Source organism: Xanthobacter aminoxidans (assembly GCF_023571765.1).
Classification (GTDB): domain Bacteria; phylum Pseudomonadota; class Alphaproteobacteria; order Rhizobiales; family Xanthobacteraceae; genus Xanthobacter; species Xanthobacter aminoxidans.
On sequence record NZ_JAMJXC010000001.1, the window covers coordinates 417,152 to 432,844 of the forward strand.

General features: G+C 68.2%; 19 protein-coding genes and 1 tRNA gene. 6 read left to right on the forward strand and 14 right to left on the reverse strand.

Going from position 1 to position 15,693, the window contains the following annotated elements; translation table 11 throughout:
* The first annotated feature begins 39 nt into the window (after nucleotides 1–39).
* The 4 genes from EJ105_RS01840 to EJ105_RS01855 all read left to right on the forward strand — a co-directional run bounded on the left by EJ105_RS01840 (nucleotide 40) and on the right by EJ105_RS01855 (nucleotide 2,159).
* Entirely contained in the window at nucleotides 40–684 is a 645-nt protein-coding gene (locus EJ105_RS01840; protein WP_029556835.1) for a class I SAM-dependent methyltransferase, read from the forward strand.
* 124 nt (nucleotides 685–808) lie between these two features.
* Nucleotides 809–885, forward strand: a tRNA-Met gene (locus tag EJ105_RS01845).
* Between the two features lie 45 nt (nucleotides 886–930).
* A complete protein-coding gene (locus EJ105_RS01850) occupies nucleotides 931–1,683 on the forward strand; it encodes a hypothetical protein (protein WP_250165081.1) in 753 nt (250 codons plus the stop codon).
* 56 nt (nucleotides 1,684–1,739) lie between these two features.
* Nucleotides 1,740–2,159, forward strand: a complete 420-nt coding sequence (locus EJ105_RS01855) for a DUF805 domain-containing protein (RefSeq protein ID WP_250165082.1) — start codon at nucleotides 1,740–1,742, stop codon at nucleotides 2,157–2,159.
* A gap of 76 nt (nucleotides 2,160–2,235) precedes the next feature.
* Here EJ105_RS01855 and mmsB read toward each other — a convergent pair whose 3' ends face one another.
* The 3 genes from mmsB to EJ105_RS01870 form a co-directional block, all read right to left on the reverse strand.
* Entirely contained in the window at nucleotides 2,236–3,135 is a 900-nt protein-coding gene (gene mmsB / locus EJ105_RS01860) for a 3-hydroxyisobutyrate dehydrogenase (RefSeq protein WP_250165083.1), read from the reverse strand.
* A gap of 197 nt (nucleotides 3,136–3,332) precedes the next feature.
* Nucleotides 3,333–4,475, reverse strand: a complete 1,143-nt coding sequence (locus EJ105_RS01865) for an isobutyryl-CoA dehydrogenase (RefSeq protein WP_250165084.1) — start codon at nucleotides 4,473–4,475, stop codon at nucleotides 3,333–3,335.
* Between the two features lie 111 nt (nucleotides 4,476–4,586).
* Nucleotides 4,587–6,083, reverse strand: coding sequence for a CoA-acylating methylmalonate-semialdehyde dehydrogenase (locus EJ105_RS01870; protein ID WP_250165085.1), 1,497 nt, complete (start codon nucleotides 6,081–6,083; stop codon nucleotides 4,587–4,589).
* A 150-nt stretch (nucleotides 6,084–6,233) separates the two neighbouring features.
* On the opposite strand from EJ105_RS01870, the gene EJ105_RS01875 reads away from it, so the two are divergent.
* Nucleotides 6,234–7,154, forward strand: coding sequence for a LysR family transcriptional regulator (locus EJ105_RS01875; RefSeq protein ID WP_250165086.1), 921 nt, complete (start codon nucleotides 6,234–6,236; stop codon nucleotides 7,152–7,154).
* A 9-nt stretch (nucleotides 7,155–7,163) separates the two neighbouring features.
* Here the strand turns inward: EJ105_RS01875 and EJ105_RS01880 are convergent, their stop codons facing one another.
* Nucleotides 7,164–7,694 carry an RICIN domain-containing protein gene (locus EJ105_RS01880; protein ID WP_250165087.1) on the reverse strand — a complete coding sequence of 177 codons (531 nt, stop codon included), beginning with the start codon at nucleotides 7,692–7,694 and terminating at the stop codon, nucleotides 7,164–7,166.
* Nucleotides 7,695–7,919: 225 nt separating this feature from the next.
* On the opposite strand from EJ105_RS01880, the gene rpmB reads away from it, so the two are divergent.
* The gene (gene rpmB, locus EJ105_RS01885; protein ID WP_024277232.1) at nucleotides 7,920–8,216 is read left to right on the forward strand and encodes a 50S ribosomal protein L28; all 297 of its coding nucleotides are present in this window, start codon (nucleotides 7,920–7,922) and stop codon (nucleotides 8,214–8,216) included.
* Between the two features lie 71 nt (nucleotides 8,217–8,287).
* Here the strand turns inward: rpmB and EJ105_RS01890 are convergent, their stop codons facing one another.
* The 10 genes from EJ105_RS01890 to ccmI form a co-directional block, all read right to left on the reverse strand.
* Nucleotides 8,288–8,758 (reverse strand): hypothetical protein, encoded by a 471-nt coding sequence (locus EJ105_RS01890; RefSeq protein ID WP_250165088.1) that lies wholly within the window; start codon nucleotides 8,756–8,758, stop codon nucleotides 8,288–8,290.
* Nucleotides 8,755–9,291, reverse strand: coding sequence for a hypothetical protein (locus EJ105_RS01895; protein WP_250165089.1), 537 nt, complete (start codon nucleotides 9,289–9,291; stop codon nucleotides 8,755–8,757). The genes EJ105_RS01890 and EJ105_RS01895 overlap by 4 nt, the downstream gene beginning before the upstream one ends.
* 4 nt (nucleotides 9,292–9,295) lie before the next feature.
* Entirely contained in the window at nucleotides 9,296–9,688 is a 393-nt protein-coding gene (locus EJ105_RS01900) for a VOC family protein (protein ID WP_250165090.1), read from the reverse strand.
* A gap of 28 nt (nucleotides 9,689–9,716) precedes the next feature.
* The gene (gene rlmN / locus EJ105_RS01905; RefSeq protein ID WP_394041888.1) at nucleotides 9,717–10,970 is read right to left on the reverse strand and encodes a dual-specificity RNA methyltransferase RlmN; all 1,254 of its coding nucleotides are present in this window, start codon (nucleotides 10,968–10,970) and stop codon (nucleotides 9,717–9,719) included.
* Between the two features lie 68 nt (nucleotides 10,971–11,038).
* Nucleotides 11,039–11,533, reverse strand: coding sequence for a cytochrome c-type biogenesis protein (locus EJ105_RS01910; protein WP_250165091.1), 495 nt, complete (start codon nucleotides 11,531–11,533; stop codon nucleotides 11,039–11,041).
* Between the two features lie 5 nt (nucleotides 11,534–11,538).
* Nucleotides 11,539–11,730 (reverse strand): DUF2283 domain-containing protein, encoded by a 192-nt coding sequence (locus EJ105_RS01915; protein ID WP_029556848.1) that lies wholly within the window; start codon nucleotides 11,728–11,730, stop codon nucleotides 11,539–11,541.
* Nucleotides 11,727–11,981 carry a DUF4258 domain-containing protein gene (locus EJ105_RS01920; protein ID WP_250165092.1) on the reverse strand — a complete coding sequence of 85 codons (255 nt, stop codon included), beginning with the start codon at nucleotides 11,979–11,981 and terminating at the stop codon, nucleotides 11,727–11,729. Before EJ105_RS01920 ends, EJ105_RS01915 begins: the two co-directional genes overlap by 4 nt.
* A gap of 3 nt (nucleotides 11,982–11,984) precedes the next feature.
* Nucleotides 11,985–13,973 (reverse strand): heme lyase CcmF/NrfE family subunit, encoded by a 1,989-nt coding sequence (locus tag EJ105_RS01925; RefSeq protein WP_250165093.1) that lies wholly within the window; start codon nucleotides 13,971–13,973, stop codon nucleotides 11,985–11,987.
* A 3-nt stretch (nucleotides 13,974–13,976) separates the two neighbouring features.
* Nucleotides 13,977–14,456, reverse strand: coding sequence for a cytochrome c maturation protein CcmE (gene ccmE, locus EJ105_RS01930; RefSeq protein ID WP_029556851.1), 480 nt, complete (start codon nucleotides 14,454–14,456; stop codon nucleotides 13,977–13,979).
* Nucleotides 14,453–15,604 (reverse strand): c-type cytochrome biogenesis protein CcmI, encoded by a 1,152-nt coding sequence (ccmI, locus tag EJ105_RS01935; RefSeq protein ID WP_250165094.1) that lies wholly within the window; start codon nucleotides 15,602–15,604, stop codon nucleotides 14,453–14,455. Before ccmI ends, ccmE begins: the two co-directional genes overlap by 4 nt.
* Nucleotides 15,605–15,693: the final 89 nt, after the last annotated feature.

The window sequence follows — 15,693 nt, forward strand, 5'->3', positions numbered from 1 at the left end:
CGGGTTGCCCTCGGGACTTGGGGCGGGAGAGACGGCACAATGGCGGTTCAGTACGATCTCGAAGGCCAGAAGAAGGCCTATGCCAAGTGGGCGCCCATCTACGACAAGGTCTATGTGAAGCTGCTGGCGGACGCCCAGCGCAAGACCTCCGCTGCCGCCGCCGCCTGTGGGCCTGACATTCTGGAAGTGGGCGTCGGCACCGGGCTGGTGCTGCCCTATTACCCCGCCGGCTGCCGCGTCACCGGCATCGACCTGTCCTTCCACATGCTGCAGAAGGCGGTGGAGAAGAAGGTGGAGCGGGGCCTGAAGCAGGTGGGCCTGCTCTGCGCCATGGACGCCTGCAAGCTCGGCTTCGCCGACCACAGCTTCGACGCCGTCACCGTGCCTTTCGTCATCACGCTGGTGCCCGACCCCGAGGGCGCGCTGGACGAGATGTACCGCGTGCTGCGGCCGGGCGGCGAGATCGTCATCGCCTCCAAGCTGGGTGCCGATGAAGGCGCGACCATGCATGTGGAGGCGGCCCTCGCCCCGCTGGTGAAGAAGATCGGCTGGAGCATCGCCTTCAAGGCGAGCCGCCTGCGCAACTGGGCGGCCAAGTATCCCGACATGGAAGTGGTGAGCATCGCCCCCGTCTTCCCCGTGGGCTTCTTCAAGATGGTGCGCATCAAGAAGAAGGCGGCCTGAGCCTTTCGGCCGCAACTTCTGCCCACAAGCCTTCTGTTCACAGGGCGCGCGGGGATTCTTGACACCCGCGTGGCCCCGCCTCTATATGCGCGTCTCCTGACGCAACTTGCGTCGGATGTGTTGTGGCAGCGTAGCTCAGTCGGTGAGAGCGCCGGATTCATAACCCGGAGGTCGGTGGTTCAAATCCACCCGCTGCTACCATCCACCAGTTTCCCCACTGGGACTTGTCAGCAAGTTGGGGGCATCATGAGCAGCTCTGGCTGGGCGGTAGAATTAACGGGCGAGCCGTTCGACATCGACGACTTGCGGCGTGTCCTCCGTTTTCCGTTCGATCCCTGGATAGAGGATATCGCCTCCGGAGGAGAACCGAATCCGCACATGCGCCATTCGGGGTGGGCCCAGTTCACGAGCGTTTCCGATGTCGTCGCGGACGCACAGCGAATCGTCTCGCACATCAATGGTGCGGCGCGGTTACTCCACAGTGACTATAGGCCAGTCGGAGTCAGCAACGTTGTTCGATTCCATGCGGACGGGCGACGTGAGTTCATATTGCCGGCTGTCACTGGGCATTTTAACGTAACGCTCGGCAGAGTTAGGTTTAGGGCGGAGGGGACGGTCGGCGAAGGCGGTTTTGAAAACGGAGATCAACCCTCGATTTTGCAGGATTGGCTTAGTGTTTCGGGGAAAAGCGATTTAGTTTCCGATCTTTTTATACACTTGGATCGAAGCGACAATTGGTTTGATGTCTATAAGACTATGGAAATTATGGAAAAAATTGTGGGCGATGGGCGTAGACTTAAGCGAGTACCCTCTCTTGATGGGCAAGAGTGGAAGAGAGTTCGTCAGGCAGCCAATCACTTTCGCCATGCTCCAGGGGTATGCGCGGCCCCGAACAACCCGCCTTCGCTGGAGGCGAGCGTCGCTTTCATTCGCGCTTGCGCCCTGTTGGTCCTAGGAGGGAACGCATGGGACCGGTTCGAGGTGGCCAATCAGAAATGATTTGGGCATGAGTGTAGGCGCGAGATGATTTGAGTCTCGGCGCGCGAGGAGGGGCCATGACATTCACGCAAGCCGTTCGCAGCTGCCTCAGCCAATATGCCGGCTTTCAGGGACGGGCGCCCCGCAGCGAATTCTGGTGGTTCTGGGTATTCACCCTGCTGATGGAGATCGCGGCCTTCGTCATCGGCACCATGCTGCTCGCCGGGTCCATCACCGCGACGCAGGTCAGCGGTGGCCAGATCGACGCGTGGTATTTCTTTGCCGGACCCAACTGGCTTTCGACCGTCGTCCACCTCGGCCTGATCCTGCCCTCGCTGGCGGTGGCCGTGCGGCGGCTGCACGATATCGGCCGCACCGGCTGGTGGTTCCTGATCCTGTTCGTCCCGTTCGGCTTCTTCGTGCTCCTGTTCTGGTGGGTGCAGCCCTCCCAGCGCGAGCCCAATGTCTACGGGCCGCCGCTGCTGCCGGTGCGGTAGGTCTCCGGCCCAATAAAAAGGCCCGCGCGCATCCTGCGGCGGGCCTTTTTCATGTCCGTGCGTCGATCGCTCGGGCTCAGGTCTCGTCCGCCCGCGTGCGGATCCACTCGATGATGCCGGAGAAATCCTTGCCCTCGTTCCCCTCGGCCGCGAAGGCGGTGTAGAGGGCGGTCGCCGCCGCCCCCAGCGCGGTGGCGGCGCCGGCTGTCTCCGCGGCTTCCTGCGAGAGCTTCAGGTCCTTCAGCATCAGGGCCGCCGCAAATCCCGGCTGGTAGTTGCGATTGGCGGGGCTGGTCGGCACCGGGCCGGGCACGGGGCAATAGGTGTTGATGGACCAGCACTGGCCGGAAGACGTGGAGGCCACGTCGAACAGCGCCTGATGGGAGAGGCCCAGCTTCTCGGCCAGCACGAAGGCTTCCGAGGCCGCGATCATCGAGATGCCGAGGATCATGTTGTTGCAGATCTTCGCCGCCTGACCCGCGCCGGCGCCGCCGCAATGGACGATCTTTTTGCCCATCAGCTCCAGGATGGGCTTTGCCGCCGCGAACGCCTCGTCCGTGCCGCCCACCATGAAGGTCAGCGTGCCCGCCTCCGCCCCGCCGACGCCGCCGGAGACGGGGGCATCCACGCTCGCGTGACCCGCCGCCTTGGCCGCCTCGTGGAAGGCGCGGGCGGAGGCGACGTCGATGGTGGAGCTGTCGATGAACAGCGTACCGGGCCGCGCCGCCGCGAACAGGCCGTCCGCGCCGGTGGTGGCGCCCACCACATGCTTGCCGGAGGGCAGCATGGTGACGACCGCATCGGCGGACGCCACCGCCGCCTTGGCGCTGTCGGCGATGGCGACGCCCTTGGCCTTCGCCGCCTCCAGCGCGGCGGGCACGAGGTCAAAGCCGGTGACGGTGTGACCCGCCTTCACGAGGTTGGCGGCCATGGGCCCGCCCATGTTGCCGAGGCCGATGAATGCGATGGTGGCCATGATGGTTTCCTCCCGAATTGGGTGCCGCCGGTGCAGCTATGGATGGTTTTCGCCGCCGTCATGGCCGGGCTTGTCCCGGCCATCCACGTCGTTCCGCCTGCACGACCGCAGACGGGGCGCCCGGCCTCTCCACGTGGATGCCCGGGACAAGCCCGGGCATGACGCCGCGAGAGAGACGCCGCACGTGAGACGCGCCCTCAGTTCCCCTGCGCGATCAGCGCGCGGGCGACGATGAGGCGCATGATCTCGTTGGTGCCTTCGAGGATCTGGTGGACCCTGAGGTCGCGCACGATCTTCTCGATGCCGTAGTCGGCGAGGTAGCCGTAGCCGCCGTGCATCTGCAGGGCGTCGTTGGCCACCTCGAAGCCGCGATCGGTGGCGATGCGCTTGGCCATGGCGCAGAGCTGCGTCGCGTCCGGCGCCTTGGCGTCGAGCGCGGACGCCGCGCGCCACAGGAAGGTGCGGGCGCATTCCAGCTCGGTCGCCATGTCGGCGAGCCGGAATTGCAGCGCCTGGAACTCGTCGAGGCGCTTTCCGAACGCTTTGCGCTCGCGCATGTAGGACAGCGCCTTCTCCAACGCCGCCTGCGCCCCGCCCAGCGAGCAGGCGCCGATGTTCAGCCGGCCGCCGTCGAGCCCGGCCATGGCGATCCTGAAGCCCTCGCCTTCCTCGCCCAGCCGGTTCTCCACCGGCACGCGCACGCCCTCGAAGGTGACGGTGCGGGTGGGCTGCACGTTCCAGCCCATCTTGCGCTCATTGGCGCCGAAGGAGAGGCCCGGCGCGCCCGCCTCGATGACGAGGGTGGAGATGCCCTTCGGCCCGTCGCCGCCGGTGCGCACCATCACCACATAGATGTCGGCGGAGCCGGCGCCGGAGATGAACTGCTTCTGGCCGTCGACGATGTAATGGTCGCCGTTCCGCACCGCCTTCGTCTTCAGCGCCGCCGCGTCCGATCCCGCGCCGGGCTCGGTGAGGCAGTAGGAGGCGAAATGCTCCATCGAGGCGAGGCGCGGCACCCATTGCCTGCGCTGGGTGTCGTCGCCGAAGCGGTCGATCATCCAGGTCGACATGTTGTGGATGGAGAGATAGGCCGAGGTGCCGGGGCAGCCGGTGGCGAGCTGCTCGAAGATGAGCGCCGCATCGAGGCGGGTGAGGCCGGAGCCGCCCACGTCCTCCCGCACATAGATGCCGCCCATGCCGAGCGCGGCGGCAGCGCGCAACTGCTCGACGGGGAAGTGCTTCTTCTCGTCCCACTCCACGGCATAGGGCGCGATCTGCTCATTGGCGAAATCGCGCGCCATGTCCCGGATGGCGATCTGGTCCTCGGAGAGCGTGAACATGTAGGGGGCGCCTTCGTGCGAGCCATCCAGTGCCCGCCGAGATATGCGCCCGACGGACCCGCCGATGCCAGAGCCGCCCCGCCCTGAGGACGGAGCGGCCGATCCGGCGTGTCAGCCCATGGTGGGGATCACGAAGTCCGCGCCGTCCTTGATGCCCGAGGGCCAGCGGGAGGTCACGGTCTTGGTCTTGGTGTAGAAGCGCACGCCGTCCGGGCCGTGCTGGTTCAGGTCGCCGAAGCCGGAGCGCTTCCAGCCGCCGAAGGTGTGGTAGGCGAGCGGCACCGGGATCGGCACGTTGATGCCCACCATGCCCACGTTCACCTTGGAGGCGAAGTCACGGGCGGCATCGCCGTCGCGGGTGAAGATGGCGACGCCGTTGCCATACTCATGCTCGGTGGGAAGGCGCAGGGCCTCCTTGTAGTCCGGCGCGCGCACCACGGAGAGCACGGGGCCGAAGATCTCTTCCTTGTAGATGCGCATGTCGGCGGTCACATGGTCGAACAGGCAGCCGCCCATGTAGAAGCCGTTCTCATAGCCCTGCATCTTGAAGCCGCGGCCATCCACCAGCAGCTTTGCGCCCTCCTGGACGCCGAGGTCCACATAGCCGCGCACGCGCTCCAGCGCCTCGCGGGTGACGAGGGGGCCGAAGTCGGCGGAGCCGTCGGTGGACGGGCCGATCTTCAGGTTCTCGACACGGGGAACGAGCTTCTCCAGCAGCTTGTCGGCCGCCTCGGGGCCCACCGGAACCGCCACGGAGATGGCCATGCAGCGCTCGCCGGCGGAGCCGTAGCCGGCGCCGATGAGGGCGTCCACGGCCTGGTCCATGTCCGCGTCGGGCATGATGATCATGTGGTTCTTGGCGCCGCCGAAGCCCTGGATGCGCTTCCCGTTGGCCGCGCCGCGGGCATAGATGTACTGGGCGATATTGGACGAGCCGACGAAGCCGATGGCGTGGACATCGGGATGGTCGAGAAGGCCGTCCACGGCCTCCTTGTCGCCGTTCACCACATTGAGGATGCCGGGGGGCAGGCCGGCTTCCAGCATCAGCTCGGCGAGGTGCATGGGTACGCCGGGATCGCGCTCGGACGGCTTCAGGATGAAGGCGTTACCGCAGGCGATGGCCGGGCCGAACTTCCACATGGGGATCATGGCCGGGAAGTTGAACGGCGTGATGCCGGCCACCACGCCCAGCGGCTGGCGCATGGAATAGATGTCGATGCCCGGGCCGGCGCTGTCGGAGAAATCGCCCTTCATCAGGTGCGGGATGCCGATGGCGAACTCGATCACCTCAAGGCCGCGCTGGATGTCGCCGCGGGCGTCGGGAACAGTCTTGCCGTGCTCGCGGGCGAGCAGATCCGCCAGCATGTCGTAGTCGCGGTGCACCAGCTCCAGGAACTTCATCAGCACGCGGGCGCGGCGCTGGGGATTGGTGGCGGCCCAGGCGGGCTGCGCGGCCTTGGCGTTGGCTACGGCGGCGTTCAGCTCGTCCTTGGAGGCGAGGGCCACGTGGCCGACCACATCGCCCGTCATGGGCTGGTAGACGTCGGCGAAGCGCCCGGACGTGCCGGCAACGTGCTTGCCGCCGATGAAATGGCCAATCTCGCGCATGATGCGGTTCCTTCTTGGGAAAAACGTTTCCAGACGAGGGACGCCGTTTTGGGACGACGTTCGTTGGCCGGCACACTGCCCTATCTTTTTGTGCACAGCTACGGCAATCTCCGCACCATTGATGTGCGCCCTTTCACAGTCCTGAGAGCCATGCCCGGCGGCGATTTCGAGTGGTCCGACCTCACCTTCTTCCTCGCGGTGGCGCGGGCCGGGCGGCTCACGGTGGCGGCGGCGCGGCTGAAGGTGGAGCACTCCACCGTAAGCCGGCGCATCGCCGCGCTGGAGACGGCACTGGGGGCGAAGCTGTTCGACCGGCGCCCCCATGGCTATGCGCTGACCGCCGCCGGGGATCGCCTGCTCGCCGCCGCCGAAGGCATGGAGACGCTGGCGCTTTCCGCGCAGGGCGAGATCGCCGGATCGGACCTCGGCGTCTCCGGCACGGTGCGGATCGGGGCGCCGGATGGCTTCGGCACCTTCTTCCTCGCCCCGCGCATCGGGGCGCTTTCGGATCTGCACCCGGAGCTGGACATCCAGCTCCTCGCCATGCCGCGCTTGTTCTCCCTGTCGAAGCGCGAGGCGGACATCGCCATCTCGCTGTCCCGGCCGAAGGAGGGGCGGCTCCATGCGAGGAAGCTCACGGACTATCGGCTCGGCCTCTATGCCGCCCGCGCCTATCTGGAGAAGCATGGCGCCATCGACAGCCGCGCCGCGCTCCAGCGCCACCGTTTCATCGGCTATGTGGACGACCTGATCTATGCGCCCGAGCTGGATTACGTGCCGCTGGTGGCCAAGGACCTCAGGGTGCGGCTGAAAAGCTCCAGCCTCGTCGCCCAGATGACGGCGACGCGCGCGGGTGCCGGCGTGTGCGTGCTGCCCTGCTTCATGGCCGACCTGTTCGCAGGCGAGGGGCCGGAAGGGCTGGTGCCCATCCTGCCCACGGAGGTGGGCCTCACGCGCACCTTCTGGCTCCTCACCCACGCCGACACGCGCGACCTCGCCCGCATCCGCGTGGCCGCCGACTTCATCGCCGAGGCGGCGCAGAAGGGCAGGGGCGTGCTGATGCCGGGCTGAAAGCGGGCGCTACTTCAGGCGCCAGTATTGGTCGGACGGCCCTCCGGCCACCTCGCACGGCGCGAGCTGGAGGGGCGCGCCGTTGGCAGTGGCTGGGGTGCCGCGCACATCGAGACACAGGCCGGACAGCTTGTGGCGGATCAGACCCTCTTTGGTGAACTGCCACTGCTGGTCGGTGGTCGAGCCATTGGGGTTCCGCCCCGACATCTCGCAATCATAAAGGATCAGCGCCGTGCCGGCCTTGATGCCGGGGGCGCCGGGCACGTCGATGCACTTGCCGGAGAGGGCGTTGCGGATGAAGCCCTGGGGCAGGATTTCCCACATCTGGTCGGTGGGCGACCCGTTGGGGTTCAGCGCGGAGAACTCGCAGGTATAAAGGATCAGCGGGGAGCCGTTCTTGACGCCGGGTGCACCCGAGACATCGATGCACTTGCCCGAGAGCTGGTTGACGATGAACCTGCCCTGCGCGCTTACCTCGCCCGCGCAGAAAATCCCCGCCGTCGACAGAGCGGCGGCGAACAGCCAGTTTCCGAACTTCATGAAATCCCCCATCCCGGCCGTGAAGCCCGACCCTTGTTCCCCGTCGAGCCTGACCGTAACGTCATTCTCACAGCAGGGGGCGGGCGGGCGCAATATGCTCCGCACCTTGACTGGCTCCCCCTCTCCCCCTATACGAGCCGCTTCCCGATAGAGCGGGTGAGTGCACGCGGGTCTTCTGGCCCCGACGCGTTCCCCGCGCCATACGAAGAAAAAAGGACTTTCGCCATGTCCCGGCGGTGTGACCTGACCGGCAAGGGGGTTCAGAGCGGCAACCTCGTGAGCCACTCGAACCGCAAGACCAAGCGCCGGTTCCTGCCGAACCTGTGCAACGTGACGCTGGAGAGCGAGACGCTGAAGCGTTCCGTGCGCCTGCGCGTCAGCGCCAATGCGCTGAAGAGCGTGGACCACCGCGGTGGTCTCGACGCCTTCCTCGCCAAGGCCCGCGACGAGGAGCTGTCTCCCGTCGCCCTCGACCTCAAGCGCCAGATCGCCAAGGCCGTTGCGGCCGCTGCCGCGGCCTGAGCTTTCGGCTTTCCGAGACGTTTTGAACCGCGGACGGCAACGTCCGCGGTTTTTCGTCGTGGGTGCGCTCCTCAGGGAAGGGGCGTGCCGCCGCCCGCGCTGCGCCCGGCCACCGCCCAATAGGCAAGGCCGCCGCCGGCACCGGCAATGAGAAGGTCCATCGTCACCCGCGCCAGCAGCGGATCGCCGAGAGAATCGGTGACGAGGGAGAAGCCCAGCCAGCCTGCCGCGGCCCAGATCGCGCCGGCCGCCATATGAGCCAGCAGGTGACGCAGGCTTTTCCGCTCCGAGATGGCCATCCACACCAACGCCGGCGCAAGTCCGCACACGGCCACCAGCAGATAGGCGAAGCCGGCGGACGCGATCGCCACGCCATAATACAGCGCCAGCCCCTCGGACGCGCCGGGCGCGGGCGCTATCCGGTCCATGGCGGCGCCCACGAGCGGCAGCAGGCTTACGGTGACGAGGACGGACGCGAGATAGGCCAACGCCAGACGACCCGTGCGCCGGGCCGCACCGGGATCGTCGGCGGCGGGGCTCATCTGGGGGGCGACTCAGGGGACGGCGGCGACAGGTCCGGCCGGTGCGGCGGCGGGGGAAGGGCGCCGGCCCGCTCGGCGGGGGAGCGCAGGATGGGCTTGAAGAAGCCCGCCGTGGAGCCCGCCACCAGCCAATAGGCGAGCCCGCCGGCAAGACCCGCCGCCACCACGTAGAAGGGATCGCCGGCCACCGCCGGGGCGCCATCGCTGGGCGAGAAGAGCTGGGCGCCGATCCAGGCCGAGACCACGCCGTTGGCCACGTGGAACATCCACGAGCGGATGGCGAAGGCCTCCGAGAACAGGATGCCCACCGCCGCCACCAGCCACATGAGCATCAGCAGCAGGAACAGCACCACCACCGTGGTGATGATGGCGATGATGATGCCCCACGCCCGTACATTGGGATCGTCGGCGGTGAACAGCGTACCGATGCGCCATTCGCCTATGAGGATCACGCACGCCCCGGCGATCACCGACGCGAAATAGCCGAGCGGTACCAGAACGAAGCGCAGCAGCAGGCGGACCAGGTTGTCCATGGGTTCAGGCGGTCTCGGGCATGTGGCAAACGGCTTCCACGTTCAGCCCGTCCGGGTCGAACACGAAGGCCCCGTAATAATTGGGATGATAGTGCGGGCGCAGGCCCGGTGCGCCATTGTCCCGCGCACCGGCGGCCATGGCGGCGGCGTAGAAGGCATCCACTACCGCGCGGTCTTTGGCTGCGAAGGCCAGATGCAGGTGCCCGGTGGCGACCGGCGCATCGCCGATCCAGAAGTCCGGCTTGCCGGAGCCGATCACGCCGAAACCGATATAGGTATGCCCGCCCGGCGGGCTCGCCTCCATGAGGATGCCGTAGCCGAGGGGGGCGAGCGCCGCGAGGTAGAAGGCGCGGGAGCGCGACACGTCGCGCACCGAGATCCCCACATGGTCGAGCATGGCACGCGTCTCCGGGAAGGGGCGGGGGCTAATCCTCTGCCTGGGCCATCATGGCGCGATAGGCAAGGCGCTCGCGGGCGGTGAGCTTCTCGCTCTCGCTCTTGAGCTGGCCGCAGGCGGCGAGGATGTCGCGCCCGCGCGGCGTGCGCACCGGGCTCGCATAGCCGGCGCGGAACACGATGTCCGAGAAGCGCTCGATGGTCTCCCAGTCCGAGCACTCATATTGCGTGCCGGGCCAGGGATTGAACGGGATGAGGTTGATCTTGGCCGGCACGCCTTCCAGCAGCTTCACGAGCGCGCGGGCGTCGGCGGGCGAGTCGTTCACGCCCTTCAGCATCACGTATTCGAAGGTGATGCGCTTGGCGTTGGAGGCGGCCGGGTAGGTGCGGCAGGCCTCCATCAGCTCCCTGATGGGGTATTTCTTGTTGATGGGCACCAGCACGTCGCGCAGATCGTCGCGCACCGCGTGCAGGGAAATGGCAAGCATGGGGCCAACTTCCGAGCCCAGCCGCTCGATCTCCGGCACCACGCCGGAGGTGGAGACGGTGATGCGCCGTTTGCCGAGGCCGAGGCCGTCGCCGTCCGAGAGGGTCTCGATGGCTTCCTTCACGCTGTCATAAGCATAGAGCGGCTCGCCCATGCCCATGAAGACGATGTTGGTGACGAGCCGGTCGCCCTCGGTGGGCAGGCCGGGGCCGACGGCACGCTCGCGGCCGGGATAATCGCCCAGCCGGTCACGGGCCACCATCACCTGCGCCACGATCTCGGCGGCGGTGAGGTTGCGCACCAGGCGCTGGGTGCCGGTGTGGCAGAAGGAGCAGTTGAGCGTGCAGCCCACCTGCGAGGAGACGCACAGCGTGCCGCGGTCGCTCTCGGGGATATAGACCGTCTCGATGTCGTGTGGCCGCTCGCCGGGATGATCGGCCGGGAAGCGCAGCAGCCACTTTCGGGTGCCGTCCTGCGAGACCTGCTCGGCCACGATCTCGGGGCGGGCGAGGGTGTAGGCCTCCTCCAGCCGCGCGCGCAGGTGCTTGGAGACGTTGGTCATCTCCGAAAAATCCAGGGCGCCGCGCAGGTAGATCCAGTGCCAGAGCTGGTTGACGCGCATGCGCCGCTCCGAGCCCTTCACGCCGATGGCGTCGAGCGCATCGCCCAGCTTGTCCCGGTCGAGGCCGACGAGGGACGCGCGCGCAGGCGCCGGCGCGGCCTCGGGAGCCATGGCGGGCATGGCGGTTTCAGGCGTGAGCGTGGCTTCAGGCATGGTTTCGGGCGTGGGCATCATCCGCCACACATAATCCCTCGCGGCCCACCTTTCCACGGGAAGAATGCGGGAGCCGTCCCGCGTCCGCCTCAGGGCTTGGTCGGGCCGGCCCCGTCGCCCTCGGCAAGCAACGCCTTCAGCCGGGCCTCTTCGGCCGCCGAAAGGCGGGGCGCCGGGGGCGCGGCGCTGCGGCGGCGCATGGCGAGGATGGCGCCGAAGCCGCCCAGCAGCAGCACAAGGATGGGCGCGCCCCACAAAAGCGCGTTGCGCCAGGACATGCGCGGGCGGAGCAGCACGAACTCGCCGTAGCGGGCCACCATGAAGTCCAGCACCTGGCTGTCGCTGTCGCCCGCCTTCAGCCGCTCGCGCACGATGATGCGCAGGTCTTTGGCCAGCGGGGCGTCGGAATCGTCGATGGACTGGTTCTGGCAGACCATGCAGCGCAGTTCCGCCGAAATGGTCCGCGCCCGGCTCTCCATCACCGGATCGCCCAGCACCTCGTCCGGCTGCACGGCGAAGGCCGGGGCGCTGAGGGAGAGCAGGAGGAGGAAGGAGGCGAGGCGCGTGCGCGTGTTCTGTGCCATGCCCCTCACTCCGCCGCCGAGGGGACGGCGCCGGGCGCAAGCCGCTTGCGCGCGTCGAGCACTTCCATGGCCACGATCCGCCCTTCGGCATCGAAATCGAGGACAATGCCGGGCGAGACTTCCTCGCTCTCCACGATGGCGCCCGTGGCAAAGCGGACGAACATGGCGTCCGTCTCTTTATCGTAGTCCACTTTCATGGCCGTCGCGCTCCGCGGTCGAAAAAGACGGTCACAACGAAGATGTCCGTCTCGTCGGGTCGATATACTACGCGCAGGATGCGGCCGCCGCGCTCGGCAATGGCGGCATAGGATCGCCGCAGCCTGGGATCGTTCGGATCCTCCACATCCCAGTCCGGGGCGGCGAGGGTTCGCTCGATCCACGCGGAGGCGATATCGCGCTCGCGCATCACCACCTCGGCATGCTGCGCGAGCCGTATGCGTGGCGCCACGGCCTACTCCGCCGGCGCCACGGCTTGCCGCTGCTTCTTCGCCGCCGGGCGTGGGGCGCCGACCCTCAGGCGCCGGTCGGCGAGGGAGAGCACGCCGCCCAGCGCCATCACCACCGCGCCGAGCCAGATCAGCGTCACGAACGGCTTGAAGGTGGCGCGGACGGAGACGTGGCCGTCGGCGGCTTCCTCGGCCATGCTCACATAGAGCTGGCTGAAGCCGAAGGTGCGCAGGCCCGCCTCGGTGGTTGCCATCTGCCGCGCGGCGAAGGTGCGGCGGGAGGCTTCGACGGTGCCTTCCGGGACGCCGCCGTCGCGGATGGAGAACACGGCGGTGCGGGCGCGGAAGTTCGGCCCGGTGCGGTTTTCCAGCCGGTCGAGGGTGAGGGTGCGCGAACCGATGGTGATGGTGTCGCCCAGCTTCACCGCGGCGATCTTCTCAAGGCTCCACGAGGTCTCGCAGACAATGCCGAGCAGGCACACGCCCACGCCGAAATGGGCGATGGCCGTGCCATAGGCGGAGCGGGGCACGCCGGCGAGCCGGGCCAGAGCCACCTTCGCCCCCACCCGGCCGAGGCCGGCACGTTCGGCCAGGTCGGTCAGGGCGCCGAGCATGATGAAGGCGGCAAGGCCCACCGCAAGCGGCGCCAGAACCGGGCCGCCTGTGGTGGCGGCCGCCGTCACCACTGCCGCCACGATGGCGAGGCCGGCGGCGAGCATCAGCCGCTGCGCCGCGCCCAGGATGTCGCCCCGCTTCCAGGCCAGCAGCGGGCCGAACGGCATGGCGAAGATGAGGGGCAGCATCAGTCCGCCGAACACCAGATTGAAGTAGGGCGGGCCGACCGTGATCTTGGCGCCGGTGAAGGCTTCAAGCGCCAGCGGATAGAGCGTTCCCACCAGCACCGCCGCCGCTGCCGCGGTGAGGAACAGGTTGTTGAACACCAGCGCCCCCTCCCGCGAGATGGGCGCGAAGAGGCCGCCCTGCTTCAGCTCCGAGGCGCGGAAGGCGAACAGCGCCAGCCCGCCGGCAATAAAGAAGGTGAGGATGCCGAGGATGAACACGCCGCGCGCCGGATCGGTGGCGAAGGCGTGCACGGAGGTCAGCACCCCCGAGCGCACCAGGAAGGTGCCGACCAGCGACAGCGAGAAGGCGAGGATGGCGAGGAGGATGGTCCACACCTTCAGCGCGTCGCGCTTCTCCATCACCACGGCGGAATGCAAGAGCGCGGTCGCGGCGAGCCACGGCATGAGGGAGGCGTTTTCCACCGGGTCCCAGAACCACCAGCCGCCCCAGCCCAGCTCGTAATAGGCCCAGTAGGAGCCGACCGCGATGCCCAGCGTGAGGAACACCCAGGCCGCCAGCGTCCACGGACGCACCCAGCGCGCCCAGGCGGCGTCGATCCGCCCCTCGATCAGCGCCGCGATGGCGAAGGAGAAGGAGATGGAGAGCCCCACATAGCCGAGATAGAGCAGCGGCGGGTGGATGGCGAGGCCGGGGTCCTGAAGGATGGGATTGAGGCTGCGCCCCTCGGCCGGCGGCGGCACGATCCGCGCGAACGGGTTGGAGGTGAACAGGATGAAGGAGAGGAAAGCCGACGCCACGGCGCCCTGCACCGACAGCACCAGCGCCTTGAGCCGGTCCGGCAGGTTGGCACCGAACACCACCACCAGCGCGCCAAAGATGGCGAGCACGAAGACCCACAGCAGCATGGAACCTTCGTGATTCCCCCAGGTGGAGGTCACGCGGTAGATGAGCGGCATCTGGGAGTGGGAATTCTCCACCACGTTCACCACCGTGAAATCGGAGGTGACGTAGAGCTGCACCAGCGCGCCGAACGCAAAGGCGACGAAGCCGAACAGCGCGAGGGCGATCGGCCCTGCCGACCCCATCAGCACCGCATCGCCCCGCGTCGCGCCCCAGCCGGGCAGGATCACCTGCGCGAGGGCGAGGGCGAAGGCGAGGGCGAGGGCGTATTGTCCGATCTCGGCGATCATGCCTCAGCTCCCGGGCTGGCGGGTGGAGGGGGAGGCTGCGCCCGGCGCGGGCGCGCCGTCCTTCCACAGACCCTGCTGCTTCAGCGCGTCGGCGACCTCGCGGGGCATGTATTTCTCGTCGTGCTTGGCAAGCACGCTGTCGGCCTTGAACTGGCCGTCCGGCTGCAACGCGCCCTCGGCCACCACACCCTGACCCTCGCGGAACAGGTCCGGCAGGATGCCCTGATAGGCGACCTTCACCGCGGCGTTGCCGTCGGTGATGGAGAAGGTGGTCAGCGTGCCGGCCTTCACCACGCTGCCGGTCTCCACCAGCCCGCCGAGTCTGAGGCGAGCACCCGGCGTCACCTGCTTCTGCGCCACCTCGGTGGGGGTGCGGAAGAAGACGATGGTGTCGTTGAGCGCCGAGAGGATGAGGCCGGCGGCGAGCGCGAGCACGCCGAGTCCGGCGCCGATGAGGATCAGCCTGCGCTGCTTGCGCGTCATCCTTTTCCTCCTGTCGGCAGGGCCTTCTCCGCCGCGTCGAGACGGGCGAGGGCCGCCGGATCGTCCTTGAAGGCGGCGCGCGCCGTCTTGAGCGCGGCGTCCGCCTTGTCCTTGTCGCCGAGCACGCCGTAGGCGCGGATCAGCCGCTCCCAGCCGTCGATGTCGTTCGGCTCCTTGTCGAGCCGGGCGGCGAGACGGTCCACCATGCCACGTATCATGGCGTTCCGGTCCTGCGGCGACATTTGGGCGGCCGCATTGACATCGGCGGCACCGGGACCCGGTGTCGCAGGGGAAGTGGCCGTGGGCGGAGCCGAGCCACCGACCCGGGCCAGCGCCTCCGCCACCACGGGCCGGTAGGGGGCCGAAGCCGGCGTGCGGGCAAGCAGCTCGCTCCAGATGCGCGCCGCATCCTGCGCCCGGCCGTCCTGCTCGGCGGCGAGGCCGAGGAAATAGGCGGCGCGCGGCTCGTCCGGGTTCAGCGCGAGCGCGGCGGCGAAGGCCTTGGCGGCGTCTGCGGTGACGAGGCCGTCCGCCGCCACGACAAGCGCGTCGCCCCGTGCCGACAGCCGTTCGGCGGTGGGGCCGAGGATGCGGATGGCTTCGCCGTAGGCGCGGGCGGAATCCTCCGGCCGGCCAAGGCGCAGATAGATGGGGGCGAGGATCTCATAGCCCTGCCCGTCATTGGGGTTCTTCTGGAGGTGCTCCTCCACGCGGCGCACCAGGATCGCGACGTCGCTGCGATCCGGCGCCGCCGACAGGCGCTCGGCGAGGGGGGCGCCGGGGATTCCGGGCGAGCCCATGAAAGCATAGAGCGCGGCGGCACAGACCGGCACGAAGACCAGCGCCACGATGGCTGCCGCGCGCCGGCGCCGGCCGGCGACCGCAGGGTCGGCGGAGGCGGCATCGGCCGCTGCGTCGGCGGCCAGCATCCGCCGGGCGACCTCGATGCGCGCGGCCTCCGCCTCGGCGACGGGCAGGCGGCCGGACTTGGCATCGCGGGCAAGCTCGGCCAGCTGGTCGCGATAAACCGCGAGGTCCGCCTCCCGTGTCGCCTTCATGGTGCGGGCGCGCGACAGCGGCCACAGCACGGCGAGGGCCGCGACGGCGGTCATGAGGGCGAGGGCCGTGAACAGAGGGAGTGGGATCATCACCTGCGAGCCGTTAGCGGCTGACGATCGTCGTGCATAGGTCACACGCCGTCCCAGCGGCGCGGAGCCGCAGGCGATCAGGCATTCGT